Below are 18,709 nucleotides of genomic sequence, written 5' to 3'. Positions count from 1 at the left end.
TCGAATGGTTCTTCATAGTATGAGAAAAAGCTACGGCCCCTAGAGGTCGTAGCTTTTTCTCGTTATTTGTATCTCGTTTATTTTGTTGATGTCGAAAAACGATTATAGATCACTAACACAATAACAAGGACTAGTAGAAATACACCAATTAATATTCCAATCAATAATTGAAAAGAGGACGAAGTTGTTGCAGTATCCTCTGTTACCATAGGTTGGAATGCGGCCGTCTCAGTGTCAGAGAATAGCTTCAGGTTCTCTGCTTTATCTTTAATGGTACTGTTCTCTGCACCCATCGAGAGAAACAATTGATTGATGGTAGGTTCAGGATCGAATGTTTTCTCTCCGTTAAATGCAATGGTTTTTTGATCTTCTGAAATCTCTCCCATTTCTTTGCTCGAAGTGTCATGAATGAAGTCGGTATTTTTCTTGAACTTGTTTTTCTGGTATTCATTCGGTAAAAGCTCGTTAATGTTCGTATTCGCTTCTACTGCTACAGGAACAAGATGGCAGCAGAGAAAGACCAGGGTGATGAGGCTGATGAGCTTACGCTTCATGAGCCTCACCCTCTTTAATTTGCGTCAATGATGATCGTTTGCTTAACGCATATTGAAGGATAATCAGGACGATCAAAACGGCGGTTAGAATCATGGCGCCCTCTGTAAAGAGAGTTTGCGTGCTGTTCTGAATCGACATATATACTCTCGACATTGGATCAGTAAAGCTAAAGTTTGGTGTTGATAGGGCTAGTAGTGGTGTCACAAATAGGGCAACAAGGCCAACTGTAACAAACCATCCTATTAAATGATGTCCCATGAAGGCAACTCGGATTAAGCCTGAACAACTTAGTAATAGTAAAATAGTGAAAATTGTCCATTCTAGCGATCGATCGTTCCCTAATGGATAGATTGATAAGCTGTATAAGCTTATAACAAGACCTACGATACTTGTAAGCATTAAGAATAGAATGGTTTGTAGCCACCAAGGTCCATGTTGGAAATAGTAGCTTGCATAACCAATTAACAAGCTGCTTAAGAGAATAACGAATAAGATAACAACCGGTGGAAGATTGGTGTCTTTCTTATCTGTAAACACGCTTCCTGTCACGTCGATAGGAGTGGCAAGGAAATCGTAGACGTAATCATTCGATTGTCCATCTACGAACGCATTGCCCATCACGTTAAAGACATCATCTCGAATCATAAGCGTGGATGCTACGTTGTTATCCCATTTATTGTTAAGCGTGTTCGCATCGGTTTGCACTTCCGCTACTCGAGATTGGAGTTCATCCGTATATGTTAGAATTTCAGATTGACTGTTTTCTACGGAATCCATCCATTCATACAGGGAACTCATTTGGCTTTTGATTTGGTCATGATTACTGATGATTTGTGTCCCACCCTGTGTTGTTTCATCAGGTGCCTGCTGCTCTGATTGTTGCATTTGAGTGAGAACATTGCCTGCTTCTTCTTCAATTCCATTCAAGCTTTCTAGTAGTTCCGCTTGTTGTGTGTCTAAGACGTTCTTATAGTCTGCTAGAAATACAGTGAAATCATCTTGTAAGGTGGTAAGGGCGTCGCTCGTTTTCGGCACCTGTGTACCAACAGCATCCCACTGACCTTTTTCTTCACTTGTAAGTTCTAACATGCTATTCACTTCTTCGCGAAGATCATTGTCTTGAAGAACGGTTTCTTTCACATCATTTTTGGAAAGCATGCCATTCAGCGTTGCTTCGTAACGATCAAGGTAAGCGTAGTACTGTAGAACATCCGTTAAGTTAGCACCTTTGATCGGACGCTGGAAATAGACTGATAGCTTATCTTTTCTTGCTTGAGATAGGGCAGGTGATGCTAAGATTGCATTTTCCTTCTCATTAATACCTGACGAGATACGATAAATCTTATCAGATACCATCACTAGTAAATCTTTTAGCTCAGTGTTTGAATCTTTTAGAACCTCTACCTGTTCACTTAGTGTCTCTTTCTGAGTCGTGAGCTTATCATTTTCTTTTGTTAGCTCATCAACTTTTTTAGTGAGTTCACCAATTTGTTCGAGTAGGCTTTTATTTTCTTCTGTCAGCGTCTCAACTAGCTTCTTCAGTTCTTCTAGATCACCGTCAAGAGGATTGTCGCCATCTTCTTTCGCTAGAAGTTGCTGTTCTGTTTGTTCAATTCGATCTTTAAGGGTTACTAAATTTGTAGAAGCCTTCTCAAGATCTTCAACTTTTGGTTCCTCAAGGGCAGTTAATGTTTCTTGTAATGTCAAAATCTCTTGTGCAATGGCTAACAACTCATTCCGTTCCGCACTTAAATCCACTGGAGTAGAACCCTTTTTATCTCCATCTTCTTCTATAACAGGTGGCTCTTCATCCTGTAAGCTTTTAAGAAGTTGATTCAGATCCTTAATTGAATCCTCTTCTTCGGATGGGTCTTCAGGGTTAGATGGTTCTTCTGGATCTGCAGGAACCTCTGGAAGTTCAGGATCATCAGGAATAACGATATCGTCTCCATCTCCCAATTTGTTGCTTAGCGATGCGATTTCACCTTCGAGATTATTCAGAACCATTGAATCTTTTAGCTGTTGGTAATAGTTTATAATCCGATCCTGCAAGGTATAGAAATCGTCGACTTGGCGCTCGACCTGGTTATAACGTAGTTCTTTCAGTCCTGAAAACATCTGTTGCTGTTCAAGCAATTGATTTTCCATTTGCGACATGTTTTGAAGTACGCTCTCAGATTCACCTTCAAATAACTCTTTATTGTTCATGAACATGGGCTGAGGCATTTCTGTAGCTTGGGAAATCGAGTCTACTGAATCAGCTTGAACTTGCTCCAGTACTTCTTGTTGCTTTTGTTGATACTCGCGATAGTCATTTGTAGAGGTTACAAAGTTAGCGAGGTTTTCTTGGAAACCTTCCATTGTATCAGCTTGAACTGCTGCACGCTCCTCAGCACTTTCTGAAGAAGATTGAAGAGTAGCGAGCATGGAGACTTGCTGCTCCATTTGATCTGCAAGGTTTTTAGAACTTGGTGTGTAGAAAGAGAGCATCGTCTGCTGGAATGCTTTCTCTTTCTCTACGATTTGATCAAATTCTTCCTGGATATTTGCAAGATCATTTGAAACATAGTTCCAATAGAGAGAAGACATCTTTGTATTGACTCGGTTCGTCGCTTGTTCGATTTCGAGTAATACTTTCTCTTTATTGATGGCATTTAGCTGGTTCTGAACAGTAAATTCTAGCTTTGTTTGTTCAGGTTGATTTTCATCATACGTCAATATTTTCTGGGAGAATGTAGATGGAATATAGACGATCGCATCATACTTCTGGTTGTTTAATCCATTTTCTCCTGCACTGCGTCCAACGACTTCCCAGTTGTAGTTAGAATCAGATTTAAGTATAGAAGGGACGTCGTTCCCAAATTTAACTGATTCTTCGTCTTCTTTTGTTCCTGTATCCTCGTTCACGACTGCGATTGTTTTCGTGGCGCTTTCCTTCTTTTTCATTGGATTTTCTCCAATTGAAGTGAAGTAGACAAGAGGAAGAACCAGAATGATCGCTGTAACAAGAATTAATTTAAGGATGCTTTTCTTTTCATTCACGCATGTACCTTCCTTTCTATCTGAACAAGTGGAACCTGGATTTTTTGTGCGCTATCGCTTTGAACATAGTAAGCAAATCCAGCTTTAATATCAGGTTCTTTCCGGTCAAATGGCAGACTGATTAGTGTTTGATCTGATTTCTTCATAAGAAGAATGATTTGACGAACTTGTTTCAATTCGACCGTTAGCGGATCGTAACCTTTCGTCAATTCGTTGCTATTTCCCGAGGCAACAATACTTAGACCAAGGTGGCTATAGTTTTTAATTAGAGCCGTCATCCGATCCTGGTTAAGAGTCCCGAGTGTTTGTGAAAATCGTCCATAACCATCAATGAAGAGGAAGATTTTCGAGAATTCAGGTGGGGTTTGACCACTATTAATACTCTTATGATAGGTGACCTCTCTTGACTTAAATTCAGCTGTAACTTGTTCAAGCCACTGTTCGATTTGTTCTTTTGTTTCTAAATAAGTCGTATTTTCCTCATCTTTTAAATGGAAAAGTCCTCGATCGATTGAATCAAATACCGCAATATGATCGACTTCTTGCTGTAATGCTTGTTGAGTAAGAAGTCGCATGATATTTGTTTTACCTTTTTGCGCCTGTCCAAGTACAAGGCAATGGGAAGTCTGCGCAAAGGATAAGTAGACGGGCTTAACCGTTTCTTCATGCAATCCAATCGGGTAGTCATTAACTGATCGTGATGTTTGCATATACGAATGGAATGTTTCTAATGTAAGATCTGTCGGTAGCATTGGAATTGGCTCCGGTTTAGTAGCATCACGGTATTTCTCTTGAAGCGTTTGAACCTCTTCTTTCAGTGATGCAAGCTGCTCATAGTCATCCTCGCCTTCAGCTGGCAGAACAATTTGACCAAAGTATGTTTGTTCCTTCTTCATGATGGCCCTACCTGGAATCGCTTCTGGAGCAAACGGTAGTTTTCCAAGAACAGTGTATGCTTCAGAGCTATCGAGTAAATAATGGACGATCTTTGTTTTAAGATTATTCATGAGAGCCTGACGAACTGAATTCATACGCGTAGCACTTAGAATTACATAGATTCCAAGTGACTGACCGTCTCGTGCAAATTGAGTGAAGATTGGATCGAGATCCATTAGTTCCTCTTTCACGAGATCATAGTTATCGATCGTAATATATAGAAGAGGAAGAGGCTTGTTATTCATTCGGTTGTACATAGTAATTGAACTAACTTCCTCGCGCTGGAAGAGTCGCTTCCGCTTCGTAAATTCTTCTTGAATGTATTTCAGTAATTTATTCAGTTTCCGCTCCTCATCAATTAAGAAATAATCTGCCGTATGAGGTAAATTCTTTATTGATAATAAGCCACCGTTACCGAAATCGAGTACATAAAATTGAGCTTCTTCAGGTGTGTTTGTTGATGCGATTCCCATTAGTAGCGTCAGGATTGTTTGCGTCTTTCCGAAACCTGACGATCCAAATACACCAACGTTTCCATCCTTTATTAGTTCGTATTCATAAGGAGACTGTGCTTGCTTTTCTGGTTCATCCAGTAGGGCAAAAGTGATTTTCTTATGATCTGATACGTATTGATGACGATACAACCGTTTTTCTAATGGTGGTAGCCATGGACTTGGTAAGCGATTCAGACCAAGCTCTTGCTGCACATCGACGATTTTATCGACAATCACTTCAATTTCGCTTTGTTTCTTTTTCTTGCTTTCCTTAGATGAAGAAAGCTCTGACAGTGGAACAAGACCGAGGTCAGTAACAAGGGCCACTTCATCCTCCATGTCTGAGGTGTCTTCCATATATGTCGCTCGACTATAAGCAGATTGGAATAAATCATACACCTCGTTATTCCCAACCTGTAAGTAAGCGCGACCTGTGACTGTTAGCGAGGCGGCATCGCCATTCTTTAGAATCTCACGACTATCTTCAACGTTTTGAACTTTAAGAGCGACGCGGAAACGAGCGTTACTCCAAATCTGATTGTCAATGACACCACCAGGTTTTTGTGTAGCAAGAATAAGATGGACACCAAGACTTCGACCAATTCGAGCAGCACTGACTAGTTCTTTAATAAATTCTGGCTCCTCTGTTTTTAATTCAGCAAATTCATCTGATATTAAAAAGAGGTGAGGCATTGGTTCGGCAGCTACGCCACTTTTGTATAGCAATGTGTAGTCATTAATATGACTCACTTCGTACTGATCAAAAATCGTTTGTCTTTTCTTTAATTCACTTTTAATGGAAGCGAGTGCGCGCGTACTAAAGTTCTCGCTACCTTCAATATTCGTGATCGTTCCTAAAAGGTGAGGAATTTGTTTAAACGGTTGTGCCATTCCTCCACCTTTATAATCAATCAACAGAAAAGCCACTTCATGTGGGTGGTAGTGGACAGCTAGTGAAAGGATATAGGTTTGTAGAAATTCACTTTTACCTGACCCGGTTGTACCTGCAAGCAATCCGTGAGGACCGTGAGCTTTCTCATGGAGGTTTAGTTCAACAACATCCTGCCGTCCTTTAAGTCCTACTGGTGCTGCAAGTGATTTCGATGATTGATTCGTTACCCAGTTATGTGAGATCGGCAATTCATTAATATCCTCCATATCTAACATCTGCAGAAAGGATACTTTATCAGGAATGGAATTCGTAATGCCTCGCTGGTGATTTAATGTGCGTAGCATTCGAGAGAACTGTTCATTATCACTTTGTTTGTGCTCATCAAGTTCAAATGAGATTTGGGAGGCTTTCTTCTCTTGGATGAGAATATCGCCTTCGTTTTTGTTAATATAGCGGATTAGAGTATGAATATTATCTGATAGACTCTCTTTGGCTTCTGCAACGAAGATTGTTGAGAGGCCAAGATGGGTATGTTCATTTTCTAAGTACTCTAGAATCACGTGGTCCGATATCAAGTTGTGATTTGAAATGATAAAGACGTAATGCGGAGCAAACCGTATCTTTTCTTTATCTTCTTCTAGATCACGTTCTCTGATCATTTCATAGATCGAAGAGAGAAGCTGATCTCGCGTTTGTTCATTATAAATAAATCCTCTAGAGAATGAGTTGGGCATTTGGAAGTGCGGTAACCATTTCATCCATTCCCAATTGGCGTATTCATCTTCATGAAATATATAAACAAACCTAACGTCGTGATAGCTATGAAAGAAGGCTAATTGCCCGATGATTTGATGAAGTTCATTTTTCACTACTGTTTCTTTTCCGATTAAGCCTATCGCACCTTGGAATAGATTTGCGGTAATAGGAAGGGAATGCAGTTCATTGTAGACTTGTTTAAGATTCTGAGATTCTTCTAAAAGTTCATCCATTTCTCGGGTTGACATATCTGCTGAATTGACCGATATATTATAGCTTGCTGGTACCGTTCCCGTTCCTAAACGAAATTGAAGGAAGTCAGGACTATCAAAACTTCGCTCCCATAAACGGTCTGAAACTTGTTCCGTTAAATATTTCATTCGTTCAAAAGAAGGGAAGTGGAACGTTAGCACTTTGCGCTGTTTTTGAGCTAATTCGTGCAGTTCATGGCGTTTATCCTCAAGGTATCTTTTGTAGATCCTCTTCTTCCTTGCTTTTGATTTCTTTTGATGACTTTTATCTTTGAAATATTGCACAGTAGATGTGACGAGTGTTGTTGTAAACATCACCACAGAAATTAGAATGAAAATCCCTCTAGGAATAAGAAGTGCTACTAACCCCATGACAATTAACATCATTAAAGGAGGGAGGATAATAATCCATAGACTTCGATTGTTTCTTTCTGACTCTTGCGTTGGAAATGATAAATCAATCTTATCCTCTGGTAATTCATACATCATTCTTGGCGTTCTACGATAGTTTGGGTATTTCTTCTTCATTTCAGATGTCGGAATGATTGCTTCTGGTAAAGATGTTTGAAATTCTACGGGACAGGTTATTTCAATCATATCGTCTGCAATGAGAGTGAACGTCAACATCCGAAGGAAAATGATATCGCCAATCATCAATTTGGTGCTTCTAGTTAGTAGAGATCCATTTACATATACAGGTGTATGACCTGAAGGTTTGAGCGTCCAGTGCTTACTCTCGCGCATTAGCGCTAATCCTTCGTTCTCTGTAAGAGTTTCGAGTTCAACATGGTTTTCAGTTGAAGATCTACCAACGGTAATCTCCTCATGAGCTCCAATATAATAGGATTTCTTCTGAGATTGAGATGTTAACATGACAGCTACATCCTCAGAACCTAGTTGAAAGGAAATACGTTCATTTAGAGACAATGCAACGACTTTTTCATCTTGGTCGCTTATATAATAGCTGTCTTTTTTAAATGCAATCGTTACACGTTCCATCTGGTCTGAGGGGCTCGTTATGGAATCATTCATACTTGTTCCGATTGTAATTTGACTTGAACTTTGGTCAAGGTCAACTCGTTGATAGGTATCTCGAAAGAAGGCCCATAATTGCTCCATTTTTCCACCTCCAATCTATTTGTCATCTTTCTTCTGATCATTTTGCTTTTTCTCATCTTCTTTTTGATTATCCTGCGTTGTCTCTTCTTGCGGCTGTTTTTCTTGCTTTTCGTTAAGTTCTCTTTCATATTCTTCAAACTCTTGCTCTAGGTCATTAATCATCTGTTGTTTCTTTTCACTTTCAAGATCTGAATCTGCTTTGACTTGTTCCTTACGCTTCAGAATGCCATACATTAATAAGTCGCGATCTTCTAAATAACGTGCGACTTCAAGTGCTTGTTCCGCTTCACCCCGTCCAATATGAATCCAATATTCATAATACCTTGGATCAGATTGAAGTGAGATCGTATTCCGAACACTTTCTTTTTGCTCATCTGTAAGTGATTCATTAATGATGTAGGAGAGGGCAAGCTGATATTGTGTCACTTTTGGAATGTCGTCAATGTCATAAGGTTCAAGGGAGTTCACAACTTCACTATACTCATTTGTCAAAAAGTTCTCCTGCGCCTGTACGATGTTTTCTTGTTTTGGTTGGAGAAGGAACAATGAATACAGAGAGTATAGTAATGTTGGTAGTAAGCAAATGGAGACGCCAAGTAGCACATAACGACTCGTTTTCCATTTCTTTTTATTTACTTTTACAAATTCTGAATCTTTCTTATGTAACGCTTCTATTCTCGAATGAATAATGGGCTGAAGCTCATTCAGTGTTTTTGCTTTTAGAACCTGCTTTAGCTCTGATGATAGTGTGAGTGTGTCAGAATAATAGAGATAATGTTCGAATGATTGCTCCGGATTCATCATAGCCGCAACGGCAGCCCGTGTTTCTTGGAGAATGCGTTCAGGATTATCTTCGTATGGAGGAAGGCTTTCCTTCACCCCAAAATGCAAGAAATGTGGCGTCAATCCCTGATCCATTACAAGGTTATCAGGACAAACAACTAAGTTAAGACGTGAGTAACGGTGATCTTTCACTTTCTGCACAAGTTGATAAGCACTTGCGAGGCGATCGCTTTCATTCATTTCTTTCAGTTTGGTTGAAAGAGGTGTTACCGAGGGTAAAAGCTCGTGTTGTATGCTTACCTCATCTTCATTCAGATCAATAGTTCTAGAGATTCCTGTATTGATTTGACTTAGAAAATGAACTTCTGACAGATCATTGAATTTGATTTTCTCTTTCTGGAACAGAAAGGTAATCGTATTTTTTTCTTTTACAATGTTCGCATCTATTTGTGTTTCAAGATAGGGTTTCACTTGATTCGACATGGTTGTGATCTCCTTCAGAGTATTTCAATTCGATCTCCGGACATGATACCAGCGTCGATTAAACGCTCATTAGCAGCTACGATTTTGTGTTTATTCACGAGCCGAACCCATTGGTTTTGATTAGGAGGAGTTTCAATTTGCTCAGTTTGGCAAACAATTTCAATGAGTTTCTTAACGGAGTGATAGTTTGAAAGTCTTAGGTCAATGAACTGACCTTTCTTATAGTGGCCGAGATCGACAGTTACTTCTATGTACATTTCGTTCACCTCATAAGGAAGGAGCGCTAAGTTAAGCGCTCCTGATCAATTCTTTATCTCTTATCCGCGAATTTGGTTTGCAATTTGTGCATCTGCATCTTCAAGAGAGTTAGCAGTGTTTCTAAGTTGTGTAGAAATCTCTTCTAGCAAATGTTGCATTTGCTGGAATGAAGGTTTCAGAGCTTCGTACTGCTCGCTAAATGCAACACTTGATTGACCTTCCCACATGTCGCGTAATTCATTAATCATCCCGTCTAAGTTTCCGATTTGCTCGCCAACTCTACCGGACTCTGTTGAATAACGATTGGACATTGCTACTAGTTCTTCTGGTGTTACGCGAATTTGACCTGCCATTTGTAACCACTCCTCATAATTAAATAATGTGCATATAAATATAAAAAATTCATTAGTCTTTCCTATATATAGTTAGCATATTTTGTAATAACTTGATAGGTATTGTATATAGAATGTCATAAAATGAAACTAATTGACCATGCCATAATACCTTTTGAATTCCTTTTTATTAACAGGAAAATGTAAAATATGGATTGATGGTATAAGATATTCCAATTTATAGAGTTCACTTATTTTCTAATAAAATCAATATAAATGTGGCGAATCTACATGTAATTTTCACCTTCACCACACCATTATTACCAAAATAAGGTATAATACTAACGAACTATGTTAGACAGGGGGAGAAAACAATGATCTTAAGTAGAGGCCAGAAGGTACCGATTACTAAAGGGAGAAGCGTATCGGAACTCGTTGTAACGCTAGAATGGCAAAACGATGATCAAACAATTGAAGTAGACGCGGCTGCGTTTCTATTAAATGAAGAAAATAAATGCAGTGGTGATGAAAGTTTCTTATTTTATGGGCAGCCGATCAGTGCTGATCAAAGTGTGAAGCAAATTAAACAAGGTGACAATCGAAATGAAACATACCTTTCATTAAAGAAGATATCGCCTGCTATTCAAAAAGTAGCCTTTACGTTAACAATCCATGAAGGGGAAGAAAGGGGCCAGAATTTTGGTCAAGTGTCCTCTTTATCGCTCCGCATTGCAGATAAAGTAACAGGAGAGAACCTGGTCACATTTACATTTGGTGAAGAGTTAACGAAGGAAACCGCAATTGTTGTCGGCGAACTGTATTTACATAAGGGAGATTGGAAGTTCAGTGCGGTTGGTAGTGGTTTCTTTGGAGGGCTAGCGGCGCTTTGTGAGAATTTCGGAATTGAAGTTGAGAGCAATGAGGACAAGAAAGAGCACCTTGAATTCATTCATAGCCCACCAGTGGCGGCAACACAGGAAGCGGTTGTACCATTAACGGTCACTCTGAAGAAAAAAGAAGCGATCTCTATTAGGAAGTCGGAGAAAGTGGTCGCTACGCTTGAATGGAAAAGTAAAAAAGATTTAGATCTCTACTGTTTCTATGTACTTAAAGATGGAACAGAAGGAAAAGTGTACTATCGGACTCCAGGTCATGCCCATAAAGAACCATATATAACGTTAGATGGAGATGCCAAAGGAGCAGGGAAAGAAACGATTATTGTACATAAACCGTCCGAGCTCACGTACGTTTTGTTTTCAGCGTATAGTGCGGTTTCGAATGGAATAGGCAGCTTTAAATCGATGAAAGCAAAAGCAGTCGTTGATAATCAAATGGGACAAAGAGTAACGTCACCACTGTTTGAAAACAACAAATTTGCCTATTGGGTTGCAATTGCTAAAATCGACTTTACTGATTTACATGATATGAGTGTCAGTCATGTGGAGAAGTATTCTAAGAGTGGTACGGAGAGATCGCCACTTTTGTATAACGATGGATCATTTGAAATGAATGTAGGGCCAATTGAGTTTAAGTAATCATTTACAGCTCGAAAAAGGATTAAAGTCGAAAACAGTACACGGACAAGTTAACGTGTGCTGTTTTTGTTTTGGGTAAATCATTCATTAGCATTGTATTCCAATTAACCTAGGTAAAATAGTCTATTCATAATGCAATCTATAAAGTTATTATTTGTTTTTGTTCTTTTTGCAGAACCAAAAAATAGGCTTCCCACCAAAAATCTGACACAATTGTAATATAACCCTCATGTAAATAGTAATATAGTACTATATTATGCAAAGGTTATAAAATCCGTATTAATCTGTCATATTTATGTAACCGACTTGTTATTGGACTAAAATCGCTGTGTTATATTTGCCTGTTATCATGTGGAACATGGGTGATTGAGAAAGAAACAAAACAACACCAATATTAAAAACTCTCAGGAGGAATGTATACATGGTAGCTCGTAAAAACATTGTAAGAAACGTGGTTACATCCACAGCACTAGCTGGAATGATGTTTGCTAGTCCGGTAGTTTCAGAGGCGGCACTAGGAGATCAAACACTTTCTTATGGTGAAAAACACGGCGACGTTGTCGAGTTACAGGATGTACTGTCAGCCAAAGGGTATTTCAACTATGATGAATCTACAGGATACTACGGATCAATTACTGAAGGTGCTGTAAAGCAATTCCAGAAAGATCACGGTCTTTCAGTTGACGGCATCGCAGGTCCAAATACATTTTCAGCAATTCAAAACGTAAATAATGGACAAGCTCAACGTACGCTAGTACAGGGTGACCGCGGTCATTCAGTATCAGCACTACAGGAAAAGCTTGGTGGATATTATAACTACTCAGTAGACGGAATTTATGGTCCTATTACTACACAAGCTGTACGTGCGTTCCAAGCTGACAATGGCCTAGCAGTAGATGGTATTGCTGGTAAAAACACATGGTCAGTATTGAATGGCGGAGCTGCACCAGCTAAAGCTTCTAATAAAGAAGAAGTGAAGACGACTGCTACAAACTCTAATTCCACTTCTGCTAAGCAATCAAACTCAGAAAGCAAATCTTCTGAGCAGAGTGGTAAAGAAATCAGCGTAGAAGCAACAGCTTATACAGCGTTTTGTACTGGTTGTTCAGGTGTAACAGCAACTGGTATTGATTTAAGAGCAAATCCAAATCAAAAAGTAATCGCTGTTGACCCTGATGTTATCCCACTTGGATCTAAAGTACATGTAGAAGGTTATGGTACAGCAATCGCTGGTGATACTGGCGGTGCTATCCAGGGAAATCGTATTGACCTATTCATGGCTGATCGCCAAGATGCACTAGACTTTGGTCGTAAGACATTAACTGTAACAGTTCTTAACTAGTAAAATAGTAAGTAACCGACTGCCTGATCATTGATCAGGCAGTTTTTTTGCGATTTCTAGTAAATGTGTTCGTAATCTACTAGAATCACCTAGTTTTCCGGGTGGTTTTTATGTTTTCTATCGTGTGATATAGTTTCAAAGGTTTGAATTTGTTGTGCACGAGAGGAGCCATTTTATGCGTAATACAATTATTCGGTGGAGCTTCTTTTTCATAGGTCTCGCCGTTCTCGGTCTTGGAATTGCCATGACGATTAAGGGAAAAGCTTTTGGAATAGGCCCCTGGGATGTATTTCATTATGGTTTATATAAACAGTTTGGATTAACAATAGGAACCTGGTCTATTATTACCGGTTTTATCCTACTGGGCTTCACTTCACTTTATACAAAAACGTATCCGAAGTTAGGCGCATTTTTGAATATGCTGCTTCTCGGAATGTTTATTGATTTATTTCTATATGTTCTACCTTCTCCAGAATCACTAGTTGTACAGGGGATTGTTTATGTTGTAGGTGTTATCGTCCTCGGATATGGCATTGGATTATATGTCACATCGGGGCTAGGAGCCGGTCCACGAGATGGGATTATGCTTCTCATTGTCGAGAAAACAGGGTGGCGCATTGATTGGGTTAGGAATGGAATTGAAGTTGTCGTCTTGTTGCTAGGATGGGCACTTGGTGGACCTGTTGGGGTCGGAAGTATTGTTATTGCCTTTATGCTTGGTAACATTCTTCGTTTTTCAATTCCACAATGCAAAACGATGCTTTCAGCTATGCTAACGTATCAACATCCAACTTCACCCAAAGAGTCTTCCTATTAATGAAGTAAAAGCTTGCCAGAGATGGTAAGCTTTTTTCTTTTGTCATTAATTTATGGCGCAAAAAATACTAAATCCCTCTCCAGTTTTGGAGAGGGATTATTTCGTGATTATGCTTTAATAATTTCCGCTTTAACTTCATGCTCTTTAATATAAGCAAGTGGAAGGAGTGTACTTTCGAAATCAAATGTATTCAATTCATTTTCGCTTGCAAGACGATTAGGATAATCAGGGTTAGCAAGTGCGCTTGTACCAAGGCTTACAAAGTCTGCATCTCTATGATCGATGAGCTCGCTTGCTTTATCCGGGTCACCAAGCTGACCATTTGCAATAATTGGTAAGCTACTAAATGCTTTCGCTGCTGCGGTTAAAGACTTTGTTCCTTCACCGAAAGCAGGTTGAGTAGCATCTGGGTCCGTAACGTGAATATAATCCAATCCTTGCTCAAGAGTAGAGAAGATCGTCTTCGCTGATTCTTCACCATTAGGCCATTTATAAGCAGGATCAGCGACTTTAATTTGAGAAAGGCGAATGCCTACAGTAAAGTCTTCTCCTACTTCATTTCTAACATCTTTAATTACTTCAACGATTAGTTTCAAGCGATTTTCGAGTGAACCACCGTACTCATCGTCGCGTTCATTTAGGTAATCAGTTAAGAATTGATCAAGTAGGTAGCCGTTCGCACCGTGTATTTCTACACCATCGAATCCTGCTTCTTTAGCATTGCGAGCTGCTTGAACAAAAGAGTGTCGAATTTCTTCAATTTCATCGAGCGTTAGTGCTCTCGGAACATCGAATGTACCTGAACCGCCATAGAAACCAAGCTGTTCACCTTTTGGTGGGATTGCTGACGGAGCTACAGTTACGTCAGTATAAGCATTCCCTTGACTTTGACCTCCTGCATGCATCAATTGAGCAATGATTGCTGTATCATAATCATGAACAGCAGAAACGACGTTTTTCCATGTTTCTACATGGTTTTTATTTGTAAGGCCAGGCTGATTTAAATACCCCTGGCTATATAATTCATCAGTATAGATGCCCTCTGTAATGACAGCACCAAAACCGCCTTTTGCAAATCGTTCATAATAATCACGCATTGTTGTTGTTGCGCTACCATCATCTGTTGCCGTAATTCTTGTCATTGGCGCAACGATAAAGCGATTGTTCAATGAAAGCTTTCCTAATTGGTTAGGTGTATATAAATTTTCATGTGCCATTGATCTCATCCCTTCTCTAAGTCATTACGGTACTCATTATAGGGGATACATTCCCATTAAACGAAGGTTATGCTCACCACAATAGGTTCCACATTTTTACACCCTTCATACATACCGAGTAAATCAGATAGATAATATTGTTGCTTTTAAAAGAATTTAAGTATTAAAAGCCACACTTCGCTGATTGGAGCGAAAGTTGCTCGACTCCTGAGGGACTAGCGGGACACCACAGGAGTGCTAGCGACGAGGAGGCTCAAGCGTCCCGCATCAAGGAAAGCGAGCATCCTGTAGCGAAAATCATCTGTTTTCTAGCAACATTGTCTACGAAAAAAGCCTAAAAAAAGATAACTCCATAAAAAGGAGTTATCTCTGAAAAATTTTATCGAATTTGACCTGTACCTGTCATGCAATACTTGATAGTTGTAAGAGCTGGTAATCCCATTGGCCCTCTAGCATGAAGCTTTTGTGTAGAAATACCAATCTCTGCACCAAAGCCTAATGCAGATCCGTCAGTAAAACGAGTAGAAGCATTGTGATAAACTGCTGCAGCATCTACAAGATTACGGAAAAGTGAAGCTGATTTAGCATCTTCTGTAATGATTGCTTCAGAGTGCTTTGTGCCATACATTTCAATATGGTCAATCGCTTCTTGAGTATTGTTTACTGTTTTAATTGCAATCTCAAGACCAAGATATTCGTTGCTCCAGTCATCTTCATCTGCTGGTACTGCATCTTTAAACGTGTTCACAATGTGATCATCACCATGCACTTTAATGTTGTGATCAGCAAGTGATCTTTCTAGAAGGTCTTTGTTCTCTTCAAGCCACTTATGATGCACGATAAGTGTTTCTGCCGCATTACATACAGCAGGACGATCAGTCTTTGCATTAATAAGAATATTAATCGCTTTTTCTGGTTCAGCTGTTTCATCGAAATAGATATGGCAGTTCCCAACTCCTGTTTCAAGCACGGGTACAGTTGCATTGTTAACAACAGTGTTGATAAGCGCTCCGCCACCTCGAGGAATGAGTACGTCGATATGCTCTTTCATAGTGAAAAGCTGACTTGTTGCTTCACGATCAGTCGTTGCGATTAACTGAACGGCTTCAGCAGAAATTTTTGTTTTTGGAAGTGCTTCGTGAATGACGCGTACAATGCCTTTATTGGAATTAAGCGCATTCGAACCACCTTTAAGCACGATCGCGTTACCAGACTTCAATGCTAGACCAGTTGCATCTACTGTTACGTTTGGACGAGCTTCATAGATCATACCAATAACACCAAGAGGTACGCGTACTTGTTCAACCTGCATGCCATTATCAAGGTTCCAGTCGGAAATAACTTCTCCTACAGGGTCTTCAAGCTCTGCAACTTCACGAAGACCATTTGCGAAATCTTTTACACGCTCTTCAGTCAAGCGAAGACGATCCATAAACGCTTCAGTGAATCCTTTCTCTGTACCGCGATCTAAATCTTTTTTGTTTTCGTTAAGAATAAACTCTGTTTCTTTTTCAAGTTCATCTGCAATAATGAGTAAAGCCTCATTCTTTTCTTCCGTTGTTAGTAGGGAAAGAGATTTAGAAGCTACCTGTGCTTTCTTTGCTTGTTCCTTTACATTGACTGTACGATCTAGAGTAGTCATCAAACGCCTCCTATATTTTTTCTTCTATTTTAAATCATTTTAGTGGCTAGTAAAATTTCTTTGCATTAACAAACGAATAGAGGGAGTGATTGTCCCCCCTCTGACGTCGTTTTATGATCCGAGTGGAATAGCTAATTGATCGTGGTAAACAAAGTCATTAATATGAACAGCTTCTTTAACTGAGGTATCAATGAGTTCCGAAATTTCATCTGTTGATAATCCTTTGATCATCTTCAGATGCTTGGAAGAATAGTTTGTTACGCCAATTCCAATGTCTTCTCCATCCATATCAGTGAGTTTTACAACTGCACCTGGTTTGAAGTGTCCGTGTACATAATGAACACCTTTTGGTTGTAGGCTTCGTTCATGTTCGGAAATTTCTGAGCTTGCTTTATCTGTTACAATAACTTCGCCTTCAGGACCAGAGTTAAATGCAATCCACTGTTTCTTGTTATCAAGTTCTGCTTGTCCTTCAGGTGTAAAGTACGTTCCTTTTGCTGTTTCGTGTACTGCATCATAAATAATGCCTTTTGTTGTTGCATTACCAAGGAAAGATGGCGTACCTGAAGCCATCGCTATTTTGACAGCATCGATTTTGGATCTCATGCCTCCTGTACCTACTGAGCTTCCGGGCTCACCAGCTGAATCTTCAATTTCAGGTGTAATTTCTGTTACGTGCTCGAGTAGCTTAGCATCAGGATTATTTCTTGGATCATCATCATATAAACCATCTATATCAGATAGAATAATGAGTTGATCTGCACTTACAAGCGCTCCAACTTTTGCTGAAAGTGTATCATTATCTCCAAATTTCAATCGTTCTACAGTTACAGTATCATTTTCATTAACGATAGGAACGATTCCTCGTTCTAACAATACATTAATGGTATTTCTTGCGTTGTTGTATCTTTTTCGATCAGAAAAGTCACTGCGCGTAATCAGAATTTGTGAAGCAGTGTAGCCGTGAGATATGAACCGTTCTGAATAAGCCTCCATTAACAGTCCTTGACCGATTGATGCCGCGGCCTGTTTTTCTGAAAGTGATGTTGGACGTTCAAGGCAACCAAGTCGACGGTAACCAGCGGCTACTGCACCTGATGATACGAGTAGAACTTCATGTCCTTCATCTTTAAGCATAACAATGTCATCAACTAGTTTTTCAAGTTTTCTTCGGCTAATGTCTCCAAGTCTGCTCGTTAAAGAGCTGCTTCCTATTTTAATTACGATTCGTTTCTTTTCGTCGTTTAGACTCATCATTTCACTCCTATAACTTGCCGTTAAATGTGTGATTTCGTTTAATCAACTGACTCTACGAGTATAACAAACGCCTATATCCTTACAACATGACCTGCCCAAATAGTCCGAATACATGGAGAATAACTAAGAATATGGACGATGTGAGTTCTAAGCTAACTTAACATACGCTTAGAAGATGAGAAGGAGCCTTAGCACTATATATAAAGATTGGAAAACGTATTCTTTTAACATTTATATCCAAAATATTCGTATCACTGCATAGTTGAAAAGTTGATAAAACGCAAAATGTAAGGGTTTTCATTAATGGGATGAATAAACATTGTATTTTATACATTGCCGCCACACTTGTATCAGACAGGGGGTTATGAAGTTTGATATACTGCTCATAAAGACGGGGAAAGGGGTGGGGATATGAATATCTTTGATACTGTATTCGTTCTATTTACAGCTTTATGGGTAGGGGAGTTTATTATGAAGCGAGGGAAACAAAGCACGAGTGAATCATCAATTGAGAATCGATCCTTCTTACTTATTCTCTTTATGATTATCTCATCAATCGCTGCTACGCTCTCCTTTCGTGAGCTAGATCTTTTCTTATTTAATACAAGTGCGCTTACGAATGTAATCGGATTGCTTCTATATGGAGGAGGGATTGGCTTGAGATACTGGGGAATTCAGGAGCTCGGTCATTTCTTCTCAAGAAACGTTATTGTGGAGAGTAAAGTAGATCTTGTTAGTTCCGGTCCTTATCGACTGTTAAGACATCCCCTTTATACAGGACTTCTTCTGAGTACAATAGGAATCCCAATTTATATCGGAGCGTGGGGTGGTGTGATTGTAGCAGTCCTATTGATTATTCCTGCGCTACTATTTCGCATACGCCTAGAAGAACGGATGCTTTATGAATCTGTTGGAGAATCTTATCGTGAATGGGGGAAAGATCGTTATCGGCTTGTACCGTTTATTTATTGAGGTTTAACTCATAGTGGATTGGTGGA

Annotated in this window: 13 protein-coding genes; 4 read left to right on the top strand and 9 right to left on the bottom strand. The window is 39.4% G+C overall.

Annotated features, from left to right (window positions below):
• Positions 1 to 77 precede the first annotated feature (77 nt).
• The 6 genes from essA to FBF83_RS14440 are packed head-to-tail and all read right to left on the bottom strand — an operon-like array spanning position 78 to position 9,922.
• On the bottom strand, positions 78 to 554 hold the full coding sequence (gene essA / locus FBF83_RS14465) for a type VII secretion protein EssA (RefSeq protein ID WP_136947876.1): 477 nt from the start codon (positions 552 to 554) through the stop codon (positions 78 to 80).
• Entirely contained in the window at positions 544 to 3,597 is a 3,054-nt protein-coding gene (gene esaA, locus FBF83_RS14460) for a type VII secretion protein EsaA (protein ID WP_136947875.1), read from the bottom strand. The genes essA and esaA overlap by 11 nt, the downstream gene beginning before the upstream one ends.
• Complete coding sequence (gene essC, locus FBF83_RS14455) at positions 3,594 to 8,045, bottom strand: type VII secretion protein EssC (RefSeq protein WP_136947874.1); 4,452 nt, start codon at positions 8,043 to 8,045, stop codon at positions 3,594 to 3,596. The genes esaA and essC overlap by 4 nt, the downstream gene beginning before the upstream one ends.
• Positions 8,046 to 8,060: 15 nt before the next feature.
• Positions 8,061 to 9,311 (bottom strand): type VII secretion protein EssB, encoded by a 1,251-nt coding sequence (gene essB, locus FBF83_RS14450; protein WP_136947873.1) that lies wholly within the window; start codon positions 9,309 to 9,311, stop codon positions 8,061 to 8,063.
• A gap of 14 nt (positions 9,312 to 9,325) precedes the next feature.
• Positions 9,326 to 9,568: an EsaB/YukD family protein gene (locus FBF83_RS14445; protein WP_136947872.1), complete on the bottom strand. Its 243-nt coding sequence runs from the start codon at positions 9,566 to 9,568 to the stop codon at positions 9,326 to 9,328.
• Between the two features lie 60 nt (positions 9,569 to 9,628).
• Positions 9,629 to 9,922 (bottom strand): WXG100 family type VII secretion target, encoded by a 294-nt coding sequence (locus FBF83_RS14440; protein WP_136947871.1) that lies wholly within the window; start codon positions 9,920 to 9,922, stop codon positions 9,629 to 9,631.
• Positions 9,923 to 10,275: 353 nt separating this feature from the next.
• On the opposite strand from FBF83_RS14440, the gene FBF83_RS14435 reads away from it, so the two are divergent.
• The 3 genes from FBF83_RS14435 to FBF83_RS14425 all read left to right on the top strand — a co-directional run bounded on the left by FBF83_RS14435 (position 10,276) and on the right by FBF83_RS14425 (position 13,595).
• A complete protein-coding gene (locus FBF83_RS14435; protein ID WP_136947870.1) occupies positions 10,276 to 11,436 on the top strand; it encodes a TerD domain-containing protein in 1,161 nt (386 codons plus the stop codon).
• A 421-nt stretch (positions 11,437 to 11,857) separates the two neighbouring features.
• On the top strand, positions 11,858 to 12,778 hold the full coding sequence (locus tag FBF83_RS14430; RefSeq protein WP_136947869.1) for a peptidoglycan-binding protein: 921 nt from the start codon (positions 11,858 to 11,860) through the stop codon (positions 12,776 to 12,778).
• Positions 12,779 to 12,953: 175 nt separating this feature from the next.
• The gene (locus tag FBF83_RS14425) at positions 12,954 to 13,595 is read left to right on the top strand and encodes a YczE/YyaS/YitT family protein (RefSeq protein ID WP_136947868.1); all 642 of its coding nucleotides are present in this window, start codon (positions 12,954 to 12,956) and stop codon (positions 13,593 to 13,595) included.
• A 107-nt stretch (positions 13,596 to 13,702) separates the two neighbouring features.
• Here the strand turns inward: FBF83_RS14425 and FBF83_RS14420 are convergent, their stop codons facing one another.
• From FBF83_RS14420 to proB, 3 genes are all read right to left on the bottom strand, one after another.
• The gene (locus FBF83_RS14420) at positions 13,703 to 14,812 is read right to left on the bottom strand and encodes an NADH:flavin oxidoreductase (protein WP_136947867.1); all 1,110 of its coding nucleotides are present in this window, start codon (positions 14,810 to 14,812) and stop codon (positions 13,703 to 13,705) included.
• Positions 14,813 to 15,191: 379 nt separating this feature from the next.
• Positions 15,192 to 16,454 (bottom strand): glutamate-5-semialdehyde dehydrogenase, encoded by a 1,263-nt coding sequence (locus FBF83_RS14415; RefSeq protein ID WP_136947866.1) that lies wholly within the window; start codon positions 16,452 to 16,454, stop codon positions 15,192 to 15,194.
• 111 nt (positions 16,455 to 16,565) lie between these two features.
• Entirely contained in the window at positions 16,566 to 17,708 is a 1,143-nt protein-coding gene (proB, locus tag FBF83_RS14410) for a glutamate 5-kinase (RefSeq protein WP_136947865.1), read from the bottom strand.
• Between the two features lie 414 nt (positions 17,709 to 18,122).
• Between proB and FBF83_RS14405 the strand changes: the two genes are divergently transcribed.
• Positions 18,123 to 18,683, top strand: a complete 561-nt coding sequence (locus FBF83_RS14405; protein ID WP_136947864.1) for a methyltransferase family protein — start codon at positions 18,123 to 18,125, stop codon at positions 18,681 to 18,683.
• Positions 18,684 to 18,709 lie beyond the last annotated feature (26 nt).

The organism is Guptibacillus hwajinpoensis (assembly GCF_005144865.1).
GTDB classification, from domain to species: Bacteria; Bacillota; Bacilli; order Bacillales; family Guptibacillaceae; genus Guptibacillus; species Guptibacillus hwajinpoensis_A.
This window is presented reverse-complemented; position numbering and strand designations above follow the sequence as displayed.

Excerpts from the sequence above, each read along its gene's own strand:
- FBF83_RS14440 (WP_136947871.1), bottom strand. The coding sequence starts at position 9,922 with ATGGCAGGTCAAATTCGCGTAACACCAGAAGAACTAGTAGCAATGTCC.
- FBF83_RS14430 (WP_136947869.1), top strand. The coding sequence starts at position 11,858 with ATGGTAGCTCGTAAAAACATTGTAAGAAACGTGGTTACATCCACAGCA.
- essC (WP_136947874.1), bottom strand. The coding sequence starts at position 8,045 with ATGGAGCAATTATGGGCCTTCTTTCGAGATACCTATCAACGAGTTGAC.
- FBF83_RS14445 (WP_136947872.1), bottom strand. The coding sequence starts at position 9,568 with ATGTACATAGAAGTAACTGTCGATCTCGGCCACTATAAGAAAGGTCAG.
- FBF83_RS14415 (WP_136947866.1), bottom strand. The coding sequence starts at position 16,454 with ATGACTACTCTAGATCGTACAGTCAATGTAAAGGAACAAGCAAAGAAA.
- FBF83_RS14420 (WP_136947867.1), bottom strand. The coding sequence starts at position 14,812 with ATGGCACATGAAAATTTATATACACCTAACCAATTAGGAAAGCTTTCA.
- essA (WP_136947876.1), bottom strand. The coding sequence starts at position 554 with ATGAAGCGTAAGCTCATCAGCCTCATCACCCTGGTCTTTCTCTGCTGC.
- FBF83_RS14405 (WP_136947864.1), top strand. The coding sequence starts at position 18,123 with ATGAATATCTTTGATACTGTATTCGTTCTATTTACAGCTTTATGGGTA.
- proB (WP_136947865.1), bottom strand. The coding sequence starts at position 17,708 with ATGAGTCTAAACGACGAAAAGAAACGAATCGTAATTAAAATAGGAAGC.
- essB (WP_136947873.1), bottom strand. The coding sequence starts at position 9,311 with ATGTCGAATCAAGTGAAACCCTATCTTGAAACACAAATAGATGCGAAC.
- FBF83_RS14435 (WP_136947870.1), top strand. The coding sequence starts at position 10,276 with ATGATCTTAAGTAGAGGCCAGAAGGTACCGATTACTAAAGGGAGAAGC.
- FBF83_RS14425 (WP_136947868.1), top strand. The coding sequence starts at position 12,954 with ATGCGTAATACAATTATTCGGTGGAGCTTCTTTTTCATAGGTCTCGCC.